14 protein-coding genes are annotated in these 15158 nt (G+C 60.8%); 8 read left to right on the top strand and 6 right to left on the bottom strand.

Going from position 1 to position 15158, the window contains the following annotated elements; translation table 11 throughout:
* Positions 1-61 precede the first annotated feature (61 nt).
* From KGA97_RS26555 to KGA97_RS26540, 4 genes are read right to left on the bottom strand one after another with little or no spacing between them, the layout of a single operon-like run.
* A complete protein-coding gene (locus KGA97_RS26555) occupies positions 62-919 on the bottom strand; it encodes a ChaN family lipoprotein (protein ID WP_223481799.1) in 858 nt (285 codons plus the stop codon).
* 22 nt (positions 920-941) lie between these two features.
* Entirely contained in the window at positions 942-1709 is a 768-nt protein-coding gene (locus KGA97_RS26550; protein WP_008036387.1) for a heme ABC transporter ATP-binding protein, read from the bottom strand.
* Positions 1709-2692 carry a FecCD family ABC transporter permease gene (locus KGA97_RS26545; protein WP_223481800.1) on the bottom strand — a complete coding sequence of 328 codons (984 nt, stop codon included), beginning with the start codon at positions 2690-2692 and terminating at the stop codon, positions 1709-1711. Before KGA97_RS26545 ends, KGA97_RS26550 begins: the two co-directional genes overlap by 1 nt.
* Before the next feature lie 50 nt (positions 2693-2742).
* Positions 2743-3615 carry a hemin ABC transporter substrate-binding protein gene (locus KGA97_RS26540; protein WP_223481798.1) on the bottom strand — a complete coding sequence of 291 codons (873 nt, stop codon included), beginning with the start codon at positions 3613-3615 and terminating at the stop codon, positions 2743-2745.
* 166 nt (positions 3616-3781) lie between these two features.
* Between KGA97_RS26540 and KGA97_RS26535 the strand changes: the two genes are divergently transcribed.
* Positions 3782-4099, top strand: a complete 318-nt coding sequence (locus KGA97_RS26535; RefSeq protein WP_223416203.1) for a Rieske (2Fe-2S) protein — start codon at positions 3782-3784, stop codon at positions 4097-4099.
* On the opposite strand, the gene sfsA is transcribed toward KGA97_RS26535, so the two are convergent.
* Both sfsA and KGA97_RS26525 read right to left on the bottom strand, forming a co-directional pair.
* On the bottom strand, positions 4096-4809 hold the full coding sequence (gene sfsA, locus KGA97_RS26530) for a DNA/RNA nuclease SfsA (protein WP_223481797.1): 714 nt from the start codon (positions 4807-4809) through the stop codon (positions 4096-4098). The genes KGA97_RS26535 and sfsA overlap by 4 nt on opposite strands.
* Positions 4809-5981 (bottom strand): pyridoxal phosphate-dependent aminotransferase, encoded by a 1173-nt coding sequence (locus KGA97_RS26525; protein ID WP_192227982.1) that lies wholly within the window; start codon positions 5979-5981, stop codon positions 4809-4811. Before KGA97_RS26525 ends, sfsA begins: the two co-directional genes overlap by 1 nt.
* A gap of 336 nt (positions 5982-6317) precedes the next feature.
* Here KGA97_RS26525 and dksA point away from each other — a divergent pair, with 336 nt between their 5' ends.
* From dksA to folK, 7 genes are all read left to right on the top strand, one after another.
* A complete protein-coding gene (dksA, locus tag KGA97_RS26520; protein ID WP_007902025.1) occupies positions 6318-6758 on the top strand; it encodes an RNA polymerase-binding protein DksA in 441 nt (146 codons plus the stop codon).
* Between the two features lie 204 nt (positions 6759-6962).
* Positions 6963-7856 carry a tRNA glutamyl-Q(34) synthetase GluQRS gene (gene gluQRS, locus KGA97_RS26515; RefSeq protein ID WP_008036380.1) on the top strand — a complete coding sequence of 298 codons (894 nt, stop codon included), beginning with the start codon at positions 6963-6965 and terminating at the stop codon, positions 7854-7856.
* Positions 7857-7933: 77 nt separating this feature from the next.
* Positions 7934-8110 (top strand): hypothetical protein, encoded by a 177-nt coding sequence (locus KGA97_RS26510; protein WP_003176118.1) that lies wholly within the window; start codon positions 7934-7936, stop codon positions 8108-8110.
* Positions 8094-11048: a sensor histidine kinase gene (locus KGA97_RS26505; protein ID WP_008033180.1), complete on the top strand. Its 2955-nt coding sequence runs from the start codon at positions 8094-8096 to the stop codon at positions 11046-11048. Before KGA97_RS26510 ends, KGA97_RS26505 begins: the two co-directional genes overlap by 17 nt.
* A 22-nt stretch (positions 11049-11070) precedes the next feature.
* Complete coding sequence (locus KGA97_RS26500; RefSeq protein WP_008036379.1) at positions 11071-12507, top strand: sigma-54-dependent transcriptional regulator; 1437 nt, start codon at positions 11071-11073, stop codon at positions 12505-12507.
* A 691-nt stretch (positions 12508-13198) separates the two neighbouring features.
* Positions 13199-14599, top strand: coding sequence for a polynucleotide adenylyltransferase PcnB (locus KGA97_RS26495; RefSeq protein ID WP_008033187.1), 1401 nt, complete (start codon positions 13199-13201; stop codon positions 14597-14599).
* 2 nt (positions 14600-14601) lie between these two features.
* A complete protein-coding gene (gene folK, locus KGA97_RS26490; protein WP_223481796.1) occupies positions 14602-15087 on the top strand; it encodes a 2-amino-4-hydroxy-6-hydroxymethyldihydropteridine diphosphokinase in 486 nt (161 codons plus the stop codon).
* Positions 15088-15158 lie beyond the last annotated feature (71 nt).

The following is a 15158-nucleotide window of genomic DNA, read 5'->3' as shown; positions in this document are numbered from 1 at the left end:
GTGACTGACCCATCGCCATCGCCAGCAAGCCGGCTCCTACAGGGGGATCTGTTGCCGTTGCTTAGGGTTTTGATTCTGGCTGGCCCTTGCGCATCTCTGCACAGTAATCCGGTACCGGCGTGGCAGGCGTGTACCAGACGTAATCGGCCATCGCCGCCGTGACTTCGCCGCCCTGCTGCGCCAGCATTAAAACCACGGGGGCTTCGGGCGCTCCCAGATCAAGCGCATGGATCGGCACGCCGACATCCTTTCGCGCATGGTAAGCGCCGGCGAACAGCAATGAAGGGGTGGGTGCAGCCAACAGCCGCTCGGCCATGCGCCGGTCACGTTGCTGCTGGACGGCGAGCATCGCCGGCATTTGCGATTCGGGCAGCAGGCCGCAATGGGAACCGCTGATCTGTGCCAGCAACTCATCCTTGACCGACGTGGCATTGGAGCGAGCGCCGCTTAATGTCGGCGGCCGGGCGTAAAAAGCACGCACCTCAACAGTGTCCAGATTGGCAGCCAGCAGCGGATACGGTTGGGCCAGGGCGAAACGAACGATCGGCCCATACAGATTCCAGTCCCAGCCAGGTCGCCAGGCTAATGCGCCAGGCAAGTCCGAGGGCAGCGTCGAGGCGTGGCGAATGTCGTCGACGCGCAGCTGTTGATCCGGCGTGAGCATTTCCAGCAGCAGGCTGCCTTGTGGGCGCCGCTCTCCCAGCGCCTGCAATAACCAGCGTTGCAGTTCATGGTGATCGCGATTGTCATGCTGCTCCCCCACGATCAATCGCGACGGCTTGGCCAGACGCGCCAGCAGTTCCTGCGCCGTCAGCGTCTGACCACTGCGCAAGTCGCGAATCTCGCCCGTGACCGGCGGCGTCGAAACATGCTGACAAGCACTCAGCATCAGCACCGCCAGAATCACCATCACACGCATACCCACACCCTCTATCAATGACTCAGCGGGCAATGATCAGCGGATGCCCACGCTCCGGGTGCTGCTGCACCAAGACGTCCAGCCCGAATACCGCCTTGAGCGGTTCCGGACGCAACACTTGCTCCGGGGTATCGAGCGCGACCGGGCGCCCGCCTTCGAGCAACAACAAGCGATCACAATAGCGCGCCGCCAGATTCAGATCATGCAGGATCACCAACACGGACGCGCCACGATCGGCGAACTCGCGCACCGCTTGCAAGGTGGTGTGTTGATGCAGCGGATCAAGCATCGAAGTCGGCTCGTCGAGCAACAGCGTTTGCCCCGCCTCGCCCGGCCAGAGTTGCGCCAGCACCCGCGCCAGATGCACCCGCTGACGTTCGCCGCCGGACAACGCCAGATAGCTGCGACCACTCAAATGCCCGGCATCGGCGGCCTGCAATGCGGCGGCGACGATTTCGTCATCGCGGACCCGGCCGGTCTGGTGTGGCAAGCGCCCCATGCCGACGACTTCCTCGACGCGAAAGGCGAAGTTCAAGGTCGAGACTTGTGGCAATACCGCCAGGCGTTGCGCTCGTTGCGCGCCGGTCCAGTCACGCAACTCGCGCTCATCGAGCCACACGCTGGCATGATCAGCCTGCAACTCGCCGCACAAGGCGCCCAGCAACGTACTTTTGCCCGCACCGTTAGGCCCCAGCACGCCGAGGACCTCTCCCGGTTTGAGCTCAAGCGTAATATCCATCAGGACAATCTTGCGGCCTCGGCGGATGTGCAGATTTTGCGTTCGCAACATCAGGCACGCCCTCGCAGCAATAGATAAAGAAAGACCGGCGCACCGATCATCGCGGTGACGATTCCGATCGGCAGCTCCGCCGGCGCCAAGGCCAGTCGCGCCACCAGATCAGCGAACAACAGGAGACTGGCACCCGCCAGCACCGAGGCCGGCAGCAGCACCCGATGATCGGGACCGGCCAGCAGACGCACCAGATGCGGCACCACCAGCCCGACAAAGCCGATCATCCCCGCCGCTGCCACCGCCGCGCCGACACCCAACGCCGTGCAAAACACCAACTCACGCTTGAGCTTTTCGACGTCGATGCCCAGGTGCCCGGCCTCCGACTCGCCCAGCAGCAACGCATTCAATGCCTTGGCGCGACGCGGCAACCACAGCGCCACGCCGGCACTGATCAACAGTAACGGCCAGAGTCGCGAATAACTGGCGCCGTTCAGACTGCCCAGATTCCAGAAGGTCAGCGTTCGCAAAGTCGTGTCGTCTGCCAGGTAAGTAAACAGCCCCACGACCGAGCCGGCCAGCGCCGTCAAAGCGAGACCCGCCAACAGCATGGTTGCGACATCGGTTTGCCCGTTGCGCCGACCCAGTCGATACACCATCGCTGTCACGCCGAGCCCGCCGAGAAACGCGCACAGCGATAAAAGGTACGGCCCGAGGAATTCCGGCAATCCACCAAACGCCGAGCCACCGACAATTGCAATGGCCGCGCCTAATGCCGCGCCACCGGAAACGCCCACCAACCCCGGATCGGCCAATGGGTTGCGAAACAAGCCCTGCATCGCCACGCCCGACAATGCCAGCACACCACCCACCGCCAATCCCAACAAGGTACGCGGCAGGCGAATCTGCCCGAGGATCAGCTCGGCCTGCTCCAGTCCGTCAGGCGCAAAGGGCAGGCCGATCATGCGTAACGCTGCACGCAAGGTATCGAGCAACGGCAGGCTCACCGGACCGAGCGCCAACGACAGCCAGATCGCCAGCAAACACAGCAGGCTCAGGCCGATGAACAACGCCCGGGGTTTTACCAGGACGGTCATTGAGCAACAGTGCCGGGATAGAAACCGTCACTGATCTTTTTCAACGCCTCGGGCAATCGCGGGCCTAGCCCACCCACCAGCAGCGTTGGATCGAGCTCCATGACGCGCCCGTCCTTGGCGGCGCGAGTGGAAGACAGAATAGGGTTTTCCTTGAACAGCGCCGCGCGCGCCGCTTCACCGGTCAATGCGCGGTCGGCAAACACCAGCACCTCGGGGTCCAGGCTGATCAAGGACTCGTTGGAAAAAGGTTTGTAACCGGTGTGCGTCGCCAGGTTGTGCCCACCGGCCTTCTGGATCATCCAATCAGCCGCGGTGTCCTTGCCTGCGATAAGAGGCTTGCCGCCCGCATGACCGAGCAGCACCAGCACACCCGGTGAGGGCTGCGTCAGCTGCGCATTGGTGACCCGAACCTTTTGCTGATCGAGCTGCTGTTGATAGCCCTGGAACAGTTGCGCAGCCTTGTCCTCGGCGCCGAGCAATTTGCCCAACTGCTGCAAGTTAGCGTGCAACGTCGGCAGGTCCGGCTGAGCCGAGAACAGTTCGACTTGCACCCCCGCCGTGCGAATCTGCGAAATCACCGGCGGCGGCCCCATTTCTTCGGTGCCGACCAGGATCTGCGGGCGTAAGCTCAAGATGCCCTCCGCCGACAGCTGCCGCTGATAACCGATGCTCGGTAACGCCTTGAGCGATTCCGGGTGCTGGCTGGTGGTGTCGACACCGACCAGTTTCGATTCGCCGCCGAGCGCGCTGACCCACTCCGACAAGGCCCCACCGGCACTGACCCAGCGTTGTGGCAACTCGGCCGCTGCGGCGTGGTGGCTGACGAGAAGTCCGGCACAGAGCGCAGCAACGCGGGTACTCAGGCGCATAAACAGCTTCCTTTAATGGTTTTCCCAGGCATTGAAGTGACAGGCCAAGTATCCTCGGCATCCGGCACCTGCACCCGACGGGCGAAGCGGCCATTTGATAATTGTTTGCATTTGAACGTCAAGCTCGGACATATCCAGTCATGAGCCGCCGCACTTGAGGATAGACATGAAGTTTCTTTGCGCAGGCGCTGAGCTGGCCGAATCCAGCAGCCGCGGTTTCGAAATCGACGGCGAGAAGCTATTCGCCGTACGCCGGAACGGTCAGGTCTATGTCTATATCAACCGTTGCCCACACCGTGGCGTCGGGCTGGAATGGACACCCGATCGGTTTCTCGACCCCAGCAACAGCCTGATCCAGTGCGCCACCCACGGCGCACTGTTCCTGATCGAAGACGGCGAGTGCGTCGCCGGCCCATGCGCCGGACAATCCCTGACCACCATTGAATGTCGCGAAGACGCTCAAGGAATCTGGGTCAGCCTTTAACCGTTGAGCAACACCTCAAGACGCCGCTCGACCCGCATTTCCTCGTGGGTCAACCGCACGCCGTAAGCCAGGACTTCAACACCGCACGCCACCGCTTCTCGCAAAGCGGCCGCGTATGCCGAATCGATTTCCTCAGCAGGACGCACGGCATCGATGCCGGTGAGGTTCACGCAATACAACTGCACCGCACGAATCCCGTCCCGCGCCAGATGCGCCAGTTCCCGCAAATGCTTGGCACCACGCTGGGTGACCGCATCGGGAAACGCCGCCACCGATGAGCCATCGAAGCCCAACGTGACACTTTTGACTTCCACATACGCCGGCCCGCTTGGGTAATCGAGGCGAAAGTCGATGCGACTGTTCTCCTGCCCGTAGGCCACTTCGCGTTTCAGTTCAGTGAAGCCGTTGAGCTCAGTAATGACGCCGCCCCGCAGTGCTTCCTCAATCAAACCGTTGGCGCGCCCGGTGTTCACGCAGAACAAGCGACCTTGAGGGGTCTCGCCGATTTCCCAGGTGCCGGGTAATTTGCGCTTGGGATCATTGGAGCGACTGAACCAGACCTGCCCGCCCTCCACCTGACAATTGAGCATCGAGCCGGTGTTCGGGCAGTGAATGGTCAGCAACTCGCCGTGAACGGTTTCGATATCGGCGAGAAAACGCTTGTAACGTCGGATCAGTCGACCTTCTTCGAGGGGAGGATTGAACTGCATCAGCCTTGCCAGCTCTTCAAGCCGCGAGCGATGCGTTCGACCGCTTCCTGCAAACGCGGAAGGCTTTGGGTGTAGGCAAACCGCACGTGATGGCCGGCCTGAAAACGCCCGAAGTCGAGGCCCGGCGTAATCGCCACGTGCTCGGTTTCAAGGAAATGCCGGCAGAACGCGAAGGCATCTCCTCCGAACTTGCTGATATCGGCATACAAATAGAACGCGCCTTCGGGCTCAACGGCGATGCCGAAACCCAACTCTCGCAGTGCAGGCAGCAGGAAATCCCGGCGCCGACCAAACTCGGCGCGACGCTCTTCAAGAATGGCGATGGTCGCAGGCTCGAAACAGGCCAGTGCGGCATGCTGGGCCATGCTCGGGGCGCTGATGTAGAGGTTCTGCGCGAGTTTTTCCAGTTCGCCGACCGCCGCTTCCGGCGCCACCAGCCAACCGAGTCGCCAGCCGGTCATGCCGAAATACTTTGAAAAACTATTCAGTACGAAGGCGCTGTCATCGACTTCCAGCACGCTGGTGGCATCGGTGCCGTAAGTCAGGCCGTGATAAATCTCGTCCACCACCAGATGGCCATGCCGCGCCTTGATCGCGGTCGACAGGCCCGCCAACTCATCGCGGGTCAGGAGGGTCCCGGTCGGGTTAGCCGGCGACGCCACCAGCGCGCCGACGCTGTCGTGATCCCAATGACGATCGATCAAGTCCGGTGTCAGCTGATAACGCACCTCCGGACCGACAGGAACAAGCTGCGCCGCACCTTCCACCAACCGCAGGAAATGCCGGTTGCACGGATAACCCGGGTCCGCCAACAACCAGTGTTTGCCCGGATCCACCAGCAAGGCACTGGCCAGCAGCAACGCGCCGGAACCGCCGGGGGTGATGAGGATTCGCCGCGGATCGATGTTCAAACCGTAACGCTGCTGATAGAAGCTGGATATGGCCTCCCGCAGCTCGGGAATGCCACGGGCGGCGGTGTAACGGGTTTTCCCCGCCGTCAGCGCGGCCTGGCCGGCCTGGATGATCGGCTCGGCGGTGGTGAAATCCGGTTCGCCGATTTCCAGGTGGATAACGTCGTGGCCGGCAGCTTGCAGTTCATTGGCCCGCGCCAGCAGCGCCATGACATGGAACGGTTCGATCGCGCGACTGCGGGCACTGTAGGACTGAGCCATGAGCCTTCCTTCAACAGGGTAAAAAAAACCGATTCTACCCAAGCGCAGGAACGAGCGAGAACCTAAAGCGGTCAGACGCGTTAAGACCTTGGCCACAAACGACCCATGCGAGTGCGCAAGGTTTGACTAAAATCATTAATTGATCAGGTCTCCAGCACCACCGGTCAAGGCTTTGCAATCATTTGCAAGCCCTTCGGGCCACTACCTCGACATCCGGGAGTAGCGCGGCCCGATTTGATCTGGTAAGTTCGCCCGCTTGCAGCCGCAGGGCCGGCAGGTGTCGGTGATGGAGCAATCCTGCGCAGATGGATTACAAGAGTAGAGGCGGTCCATTTCATGCCCACCCAAGCAAAGCAGCAAAATCAGTCGATCAGCGGCTTCGAACCCTACAAAGAAGTAAAGGGCGAGGAGTACATGGGCAAACCCATGCGCGCTCACTTCACCAAGATCCTGAACAAGTGGAAACAGGACTTGATGCAGGAAGTCGACCGCACGGTTGATCACATGAAAGACGAGGCGGCCAACTTCCCTGACCCGGCAGACCGTGCCAGCCAGGAAGAAGAATTCAGCCTTGAATTGCGCGCCCGTGACCGCGAGCGCAAGTTGATCAAGAAGATCGACAAGACGCTGCAATTGATCGAAGACGAAGAATATGGCTGGTGCGAGTCCTGCGGTGTCGAGATCGGCGTCAAGCGACTGGAAGCACGCCCTACCGCCGACATGTGCGTTGACTGCAAGACCCTGGCGGAAATCAAGGAAAAGCAAGTCGGCAAGTAATTGCGACTTGAACGAAGAACGGAGCGTGCGAACGCTCCGTTTTTGTTTCTGATATTTGCTGATGTTTATTGCGTCTTCGGAATCGCCTTCGCGAGCAAGCTTCGCTCCTACAAAGGCCGGCGCAATCTCCTGTAGGAGCGAAGATTGCTCGCGAAGACGGCTTCAAGCCATGCTCGAAACGATTGGACAGCCTGAAATCGCCTTATGACCGCCATCGCCCCCGCCTATATCGGACGCTTCGCCCCCACGCCAAGCGGCCATCTGCATTTCGGTTCGCTGGTCGCAGCGCTGGCCTCGTACCTCGATGCGCGCTCGGTGGGCGGGCGCTGGTTGATGCGCATGGAAGACCTTGATCCGCCACGGGAAGAGCCCGGTGCCCAAGCGGCGATCCTCAAGGCGCTGGAAAGCTACGGTTTCGAGTGGGACGGCGAAATGGTCCGACAGAGCGACCGCCACGACGCCTACGCCGAAGTGCTCAATCGCCTGTTCAATCACGGCCTGGCCTACGCCTGTACGTGCTCGCGCAAACAACTGGAGCCGTATCACGGCATTTATCCGGGTTTGTGTCGCAATGCAGGCCATGGCACTGAAGATGCCGCCATTCGCTTGCGCGTGCCTGAGCTGGAATACCACTTCATCGACCGCGTGCAGGGCGAGTACCGCCAACACCTGGGCCGGGACGTTGGTGATTTCGTGATCCGCCGCCGCGACGGGCTCTACGCCTATCAACTGGCGGTGGTGCTTGATGATGCCTGGCAAGGCATCACCGACATCGTCCGTGGCGCCGACCTGCTGGACTCCACGCCACGCCAGCTCTATCTGCAAGAACTGCTGGGCTTTTCGCAACCGCGCTATCTGCACATCCCGCTGATTACCCAGCCTGACGGCAACAAGCTCGGCAAGTCCTACCGTTCGCCGCCGCTGACCGAAGACCAGGCAACACCGTTGTTGCTGCGCGCATTGCGCGCACTCGGGCAAAATCCCGGCACAGAGCTGGCGTACGCCACACCACGGGAAGTGTTGAACTGGGGCATTGCCCACTGGGACGCGCTGAAGATCCCGCGCACACTCAACCTGCCCGAAGCGCAACTACAGTGATCAGACTTGCAGTGGCGCGCCCATCCGTTACCATCGCCGCACGTTTTCGGGCACGCGCATAAAAAAGAGAGGCCGGGATGTACATCTATCGCTTGGTCCTGCTCCTGGTAGTGGGGATTTACCTGTTTTCCCCGGCCATCATGGATTGGTGGATCGACGCCACTGGCGCCTGGTATCGCCCGTATCTGCTCTGGCTGATTCTGATCGTCGTGACCTTCATCCTGCAGAGCCAAAAAGATGCCGATGAGCTTTAGCCTGACCCAGATGATCCTGATCAGCGCCGCGTACCTGGCGGTGCTGTTCGGCGTCGCCTGGATCAGCGAACGGGGCATGATCCCCCGGGCGATCATTCGCCACCCCCTGACTTACACCCTGTCGCTGGGCGTTTACGCCAGTGCCTGGGCGTTTTACGGCACGGTGGGCCTTGCCTATCAGTACGGCTACGGCTTTCTCTCCAGCTACCTTGGGGTTTCCGGGGCATTTCTGCTCGCGCCGGTGTTGCTGTATCCGATCCTGAAGATCACTCGCACGTATCAACTGTCGTCGCTGGCCGACCTGTTCGCGTTTCGCTTTCGCAGTACCTGGGCCGGCGCACTGACCACGATCTTCATGCTGATCGGCGTGCTACCGTTGCTGGCCTTGCAGATTCAGGCCGTGGCGGACTCCATCGGCATCCTCACCCGCGAACCGGTGCAACATCGCGTGGCCCTGAGCTTTTGCGCGCTGATTACGCTGTTCACGATTTTCTTCGGCTCGCGCCACATCGCCACCCGCGAGAAACACGAAGGCCTGGTGTTTGCCATTGCCTTCGAGTCGGTGATCAAGCTGATCGCCATTGGCGGCGTTGGTTTGTATGCACTGTACGGCGTGTTCGACGGCCCGCAACAGCTGGAACTGTGGCTGCTGCAAAACCAGACCGCCCTCGCCGCGTTGCACACGCCTTTGCAGGAAGGCCCGTGGCGCACGCTGTTGCTGGTGTTCTTCGCCTCGGCGATTGTGATGCCGCACATGTACCACATGACCTTTACCGAAAACCTCAACCCGCGCTCGCTGGTCAGCGCGAGTTGGGGCTTGCCGTTGTTCCTGCTGTTGATGAGCCTCGCGGTGCCGCTGATCCTCTGGGCTGGCCTGAAACTGGGGGCCACGACCAATCCTGAATACTTCACACTCGGCATCGGTATCGCCGCCAACAGCAAAGCCTTGGCGCTGCTGGCGTATGTCGGCGGGCTATCGGCAGCCAGCGGGCTGATCATCGTCACCACCCTGGCCCTGTCTGGGATGGCGCTGAACCACCTGGTGCTGCCGCTCTATCAGCCACCGGCCGAAGGCAACATCTACCGCTGGTTGAAGTGGACACGTCGGGCGCTGATCGTCGCGATCATCATGGCCGGTTACGGCTTCTATCTGCTGCTGGGCGCAGAGCAAGACCTGGCCAACCTCGGCATCGTCGCGTTTGTGGCGACGTTGCAGTTCCTGCCGGGCGTGCTGTCCGTCCTGTACTGGCCGACCGCCAACCGCCGTGGCTTCATCGCCGGTTTGCTGGCAGGGATTCTGGTGTGGCTGGTGACCATGCTGTTGCCGCTGGTCGGCAACCTGCAAGGGTTCTATATCCCGCTGTTGAACATGATCTACGTGCTGGACGACACCAGTTGGCACATGGCCGCAATCGCCTCGTTGGCCGCCAACGTACTGATGTTCACCCTGATTTCGCTGTTCACCAACGCCAGCCCCGAAGAAGCCAGCGCCGCCGAAGCCTGCGCCGTGGACAACGTGCGTCGCCCGCAACGCCGGGAATTACACGCCGCCTCGCCTCAGGAATTCGCCACGCAACTGGCCAAACCCTTGGGCGCCAAGGCTGCGCAGAAAGAAGTCGAACAAGCGCTGCGCGATCTCTACCTGCCGTTCGACGAGCGCCGGCCTTACGCCTTGCGCCGCTTGCGCGACCGGATCGAAGCCAACCTCTCCGGCCTGATGGGCCCGAGCGTGGCGCAGGACATGGTCGAGACCTTCCTGCCTTATAAGGCTGGCGGCGAGAACTACGTCACCGAAGACATTCACTTCATTGAAAGCCGCCTCGAGGATTACCACTCGCGCCTGACCGGCTTGGCCGCTGAACTCGATGCCCTGCGCCGCTATCACCGCCAGACCCTGCAGGAATTGCCGATGGGCGTTTGCTCGCTGGCCAAGGATCAGGAAATCCTCATGTGGAACAAAGCCATGGAGGAGCTGACCGGAATCGCCGCGCAGCGCGTGGTCGGTTCGCGCCTGAGCACCATCGCCGATCCATGGAAAGAGCTGCTGCAAGGCTTCATCAATCTGCCGGACGAGCATTTGCACAAGCAACATCTGGCCCTTGATGGCCAGACCCGCTGGCTGAACCTGCACAAAGCGGCGATCGACGAACCGCTCGCACCGGGTAACAGTGGCTTGGTATTGCTGGTGGAAGACCTCACCGAAACGCAGATGCTCGAAGACAAACTGGTGCACTCCGAGCGCCTGGCCAGTATCGGCCGCCTCGCTGCGGGCGTGGCCCATGAAATCGGCAACCCGATCACCGGCATCGCTTGCCTGGCGCAGAACCTGCGCGAAGAACGCGAAGACGATGGCGAGCTGAAGGAAATCAGCGGGCAGATTCTGGAACAGACCAAACGCGTATCGCGCATCGTCCAGTCGCTGATGAGTTTCGCCCACGCGGGCAGTCATCAGCACAACGACGAGCCCGTCTGTCTGGCCGAAGTGGCCCAGGACGCCATTGGTTTGCTGGCCCTGAACCGACGCAATTTCGAAGTGCAGTTCTACAACCTGTGCGACCCCGATCACTGGGTCGAAGGCGATCCGCAGCGACTCGCCCAAGTACTGATCAACCTGCTCTCAAACGCCCGTGACGCCTCGCCTCCCGGCAGCGCGGTGCGGGTAAAAAGCGAAGCCGGCGAACACACGGTCGACCTGATCGTGGAAGACGAAGGCAGCGGTATTCCATCGAGCATCATGGATAGGTTGTTCGAACCTTTCTTCACCACCAAGGATCCTGGCGAAGGCACCGGTCTGGGCCTTGCACTGGTCTATTCCATCGTTGAAGAGCATTATGGACAAATCACCATCGACAGCCCGGCTGATGTTCAAAGCCAACGCGGCACCCGTATCCGGGTGACCTTGCCGCGTCATGTCGAAGCGACGTCCGCTGTGAACTGAGACCGTCGAGAGTATCGAATCAATGCCGCACATTTTGATCGTCGAAGACGAAACAATTATCCGCTCCGCCTTGCGCCGCCTGCTGGAACGTAACCAGTACCAGGTCAGCGAAGCCGGTTCAGTGCAGGAAGCACAAGAACGCTTCACCATTCCCACGTTCGACCTGATCGTCAGCGACCTGCGTTTGCCTGGCGCGCCGGGCACCGAGTTGATCAAACTCGGCCAGGGCACGCCGGTGCTGATCATGACCAGCTACGCCAGCCTGCGCTCGGCGGTCGACTCCATGAAGATGGGCGCGGTGGATTACATCGCCAAGCCTTTCGACCACGACGAAATGCTCCAGGCCGTCGCACGCATCCTGCGTGACCGGCAATCAGTACAGGCCAGCGGTGAACCTGCCGTCGGCAAAGCCGGCAATGGCGCGGCGAAACCGGGTGTCGACAACAGCAACGGCGAAATCGGCATCATCGGTTCGTGCCCGCCGATGCAGGACCTTTACAGCAAGATCCGCAAAGTCGCGCCGACCGATTCCAATGTCCTGATCCAGGGCGAGTCCGGCACCGGTAAAGAACTGGTGGCCCGTGCCCTGCACAACCTGTCCAGGCGCGCCAAGGCACCGATGATTTCGGTGAACTGCGCGGCGATTCCGGAAAGCCTGATCGAGTCCGAACTGTTCGGCCACGAAAAAGGCGCGTTCACCGGTGCCAGCGCCGGGCGTGCAGGCCTGGTGGAAGCGGCTGATGGCGGCACCTTGTTCCTCGACGAAATCGGCGAACTGCCACTGGAAGCCCAGGCCCGCTTGCTGCGCGTGTTGCAGGAAGGCGAAATTCGCCGGGTCGGTTCTGTCCAGTCGCAGAAAGTCGATGTGCGCCTGATCGCCGCGACTCACCGGGACCTCAAGAGCCTGGCTAAGATCGGCCAGTTCCGTGAAGACTTGTATTACCGCCTCCACGTGATCGCCCTGAAACTGCCGGCCCTGCGTGAGCGCGGTGCCGACGTCAACGAAATCGCCAATGCCTTCTTGGCGCGGCAGAGCGCGCGGGTCAACCGCACCGATCTGAAGTTCGCCGCGGACGCCGAACAGGCGATTCGTCATTACTCCTGGCCGGGCAACGTGCGCGAACTGGAAAACGCGGTCGAACGCGCGGTCATCCTGTGCGAGAGCCCGGAAATTTCCGCCGAACTGCTGGGCATCGACATCGAGCTGAGCGATCTGGAAGACGACGAGTTCATCGGCCTGCCCCCGCAACAGGGCAACGGCGCCGGCAACAACAATCATGAGCCGACCGAAGACCTGTCACTGGAAGACTACTTCCAGCACTTCGTCCTCGAACATCAGGACCACATGACCGAAACCGAGCTGGCACGCAAACTGGGCGTCAGCCGTAAATGCCTGTGGGAACGCCGCCAACGCCTGGGCATCCCGCGGCGCAAGACCGGGGTGGCCAGCGAGAGCTGAGCGGGTAACACATGATTGTGTGAAGAAACTGTTACCCCAGTTTTTTCACGTAACAGAAACCGGGGCTTACGGTAACGAAGCCCCGGTTTTTTTTGGCCTCAAAAAAGCCCATCAAGTGACGTAACCCCTTGTTTTGCTAGGCTTCGCAAAAGTTGGCACGCACCCTGCTATATGTTTGGTACAAGAACAATAACAAGCAATGTACAAGACAATAAAAATAAGACGTATCGACTCACGCACAATAAAAACAAGACGGCATGAGGCGTAGCTAACTGATTCTTTTGGAGAGGCGTTGTATTTGGGGCTTGCCCCACGACCAGGCCGAGAACAACAAAAAACTGTCTTGAGACAGAGCCTGAACTGGTTGGATCGCAAGATCACTGCAGCACAGCGACCAAAGCAATCCGTTTGCTCTTGGCTCCCGATTGGGAGGGTCATGAAGGAAAACTTCATGACGCGGGCACTCAACAAAAACAAGAAGCCCGAAACCAATAACAAAAATAGAACATGCAACTACTTCTTGGGGAGCTTCGGCTCCCCTTGTAGTTTCTGGCGTTTACGCCCGTGCCAGACACGCCCTTCAAGCGCTTGCGCAGCTTCCTACACCATCCCCCGACTAAATGCTAGAATCCCCGCCCATCATGCGGTCATTCTTCGTTTTGGCCGAACATTCCTTCAAACAGTGCATCCCATGCTGAAGAAGCTGTTCCAGTCATTCCGTTCTCCCAAGCGTCATACGCAACACATCCGCAGCACGCCTGAAGTGCTTAACAGCGGCCAACACTCGCTGCAAAAGGCACAATTCAGCCGTTACGCGGTGAATATCGTCGAACGCCTGCAGAACGCCGGTTACCAGGCTTACCTGGTCGGCGGTTGTGTGCGTGACATGATGCTCGGCATCACACCGAAAGACTTTGACGTCGCCACCAGTGCCACCCCTGAACAGGTGCGCGCCGAATTCCGCAATGCGCGGATCATCGGCCGCCGCTTCAAACTGGTGCACATCCACTTTGGCCGCGAAATCATTGAAGTCGCGACCTTCCGCGCCAATCACCCGCAAAACGATGAAGAGGAAGACAGTAACCAGTCTTCCCGCAACGAGAGCGGGCGCATTCTGCGCGATAACGTCTACGGCACGCTGGAAGAGGACGCGCAACGCCGCGACTTCACCATCAACGCCCTGTATTACGATCCGGTCAGCGAGCGCATCCTCGACTACGCCAACGGCGTACACGACATCCGCAACCACCTGATCCGCCTGATCGGCGATCCGAAACAACGCTACCAGGAAGACCCGGTGCGGATGCTGCGCGCCGTGCGTTTTGCCGCCAAGCTGAATTTCGGCATCGAAAAACACAGCGCCCTGCCGATCCGCGACCTGGCACCGATGCTGCGCGAGATCCCGTCGGCCCGTCTGTTCGAAGAAGTGCTCAAGCTGTTCCTCTCCGGCCACGCCGCGGACACCTTCGAGATGCTGGTCGACCTGCAGCTGTTCGATCCGCTGTTCCCGGCCAGTGCCGAGGCGCTGGAATACAACCCGACGTACACCCACACCCTGATCAGCGAAGCGCTGATCAACACCGACCTGCGCATCAAGCAGAACAAACCGGTGACCCCGGCGTTCCTGTTTGCAGCCCTGTTGTGGCCTGCCCTGCCCGCCCGCGTGCTGCGCTTGCAGGAACGTGGCATGCCGCCGATTCCGGCGATGCAGGAAGCGGCGCACGAGCTGATTGCCGAACAGTGCCAGCGGATCGCGATCCCAAAACGCTTCACCATGCCGATCCGCGAGATCTGGGACATGCAGGAACGCCTGCCGCGCCGCAGCGGCAAACGCGCCGACCTGCTGCTGGACAACCCGCGTTTCCGCGCCGGTTACGACTTCCTGCTGCTGCGCGAAAGCGCTGGCGAACAGACCGATGGCCTGGGCGAATGGTGGACGGATTATCAGGACGCCAACGACAGCGAACGTCGTGACATGATCCGCGACCTCAGCGGCAAGGAAGACGGCACTGGCGCACCACGCAAACGTCGCCGCAGCGGCGGTGCCAAGCGCAAACGTGCAGCCGGCGCACCGAGCACCACGGGCGAGTAAGCATGGAACGCATCTACATCGGCATGGGCAGCAACCTGGCTGACCCCGCCGAACAATTGCGCAGCGCCGTCGAAGCGCTGGCGCGGTTGCCGCAGACCGAACTGGTCGGGGTTTCCGGGTTTTATCAGAGCGACTCGCTGCTGCCTGGCCAACCGCGTTACACCAACGCAGTGGCCGCCCTCGACAGCACGCTTGCCCCGCTGGAGCTGCTCGATGCGCTGCAAGCCATCGAGAACGGACAGGGCCGCGAACGTCTTGAGCGCTGGGGGCCACGCACGCTTGATCTCGACATCGTGCTGTTCGGTGATCGGCTGATCGACGAGCCACGCCTCAAGGTACCTCACTACTATATGCAGGAACGCGCTTTCGTTCTGTATCCGCTGGCCGAGTTGGCGGCTGCAGATTTGCGGTTGGCCGATGGCCGCAGTCTGAAAGAACTACTCGCAGCCTGCCCGTTCGTCGGGTTGGAACGCCTCCCCCCGAATTAACGCACATCCCCTGTGGGAGCGAGCCTGCTCGCGATAGCGGTGGATCAGTCGGCATCAATGCTGAATGACAC

The sequence above is a fragment of the Pseudomonas sp. BF-B-15 genome, from assembly GCF_019946675.1.
Lineage (GTDB): Bacteria > Pseudomonadota > Gammaproteobacteria > Pseudomonadales > Pseudomonadaceae > Aquipseudomonas > Aquipseudomonas migulae.
The sequence above is the reverse complement of the archived record's forward strand: the minus strand, read 5'-3'. Positions and strand labels throughout refer to the sequence as shown.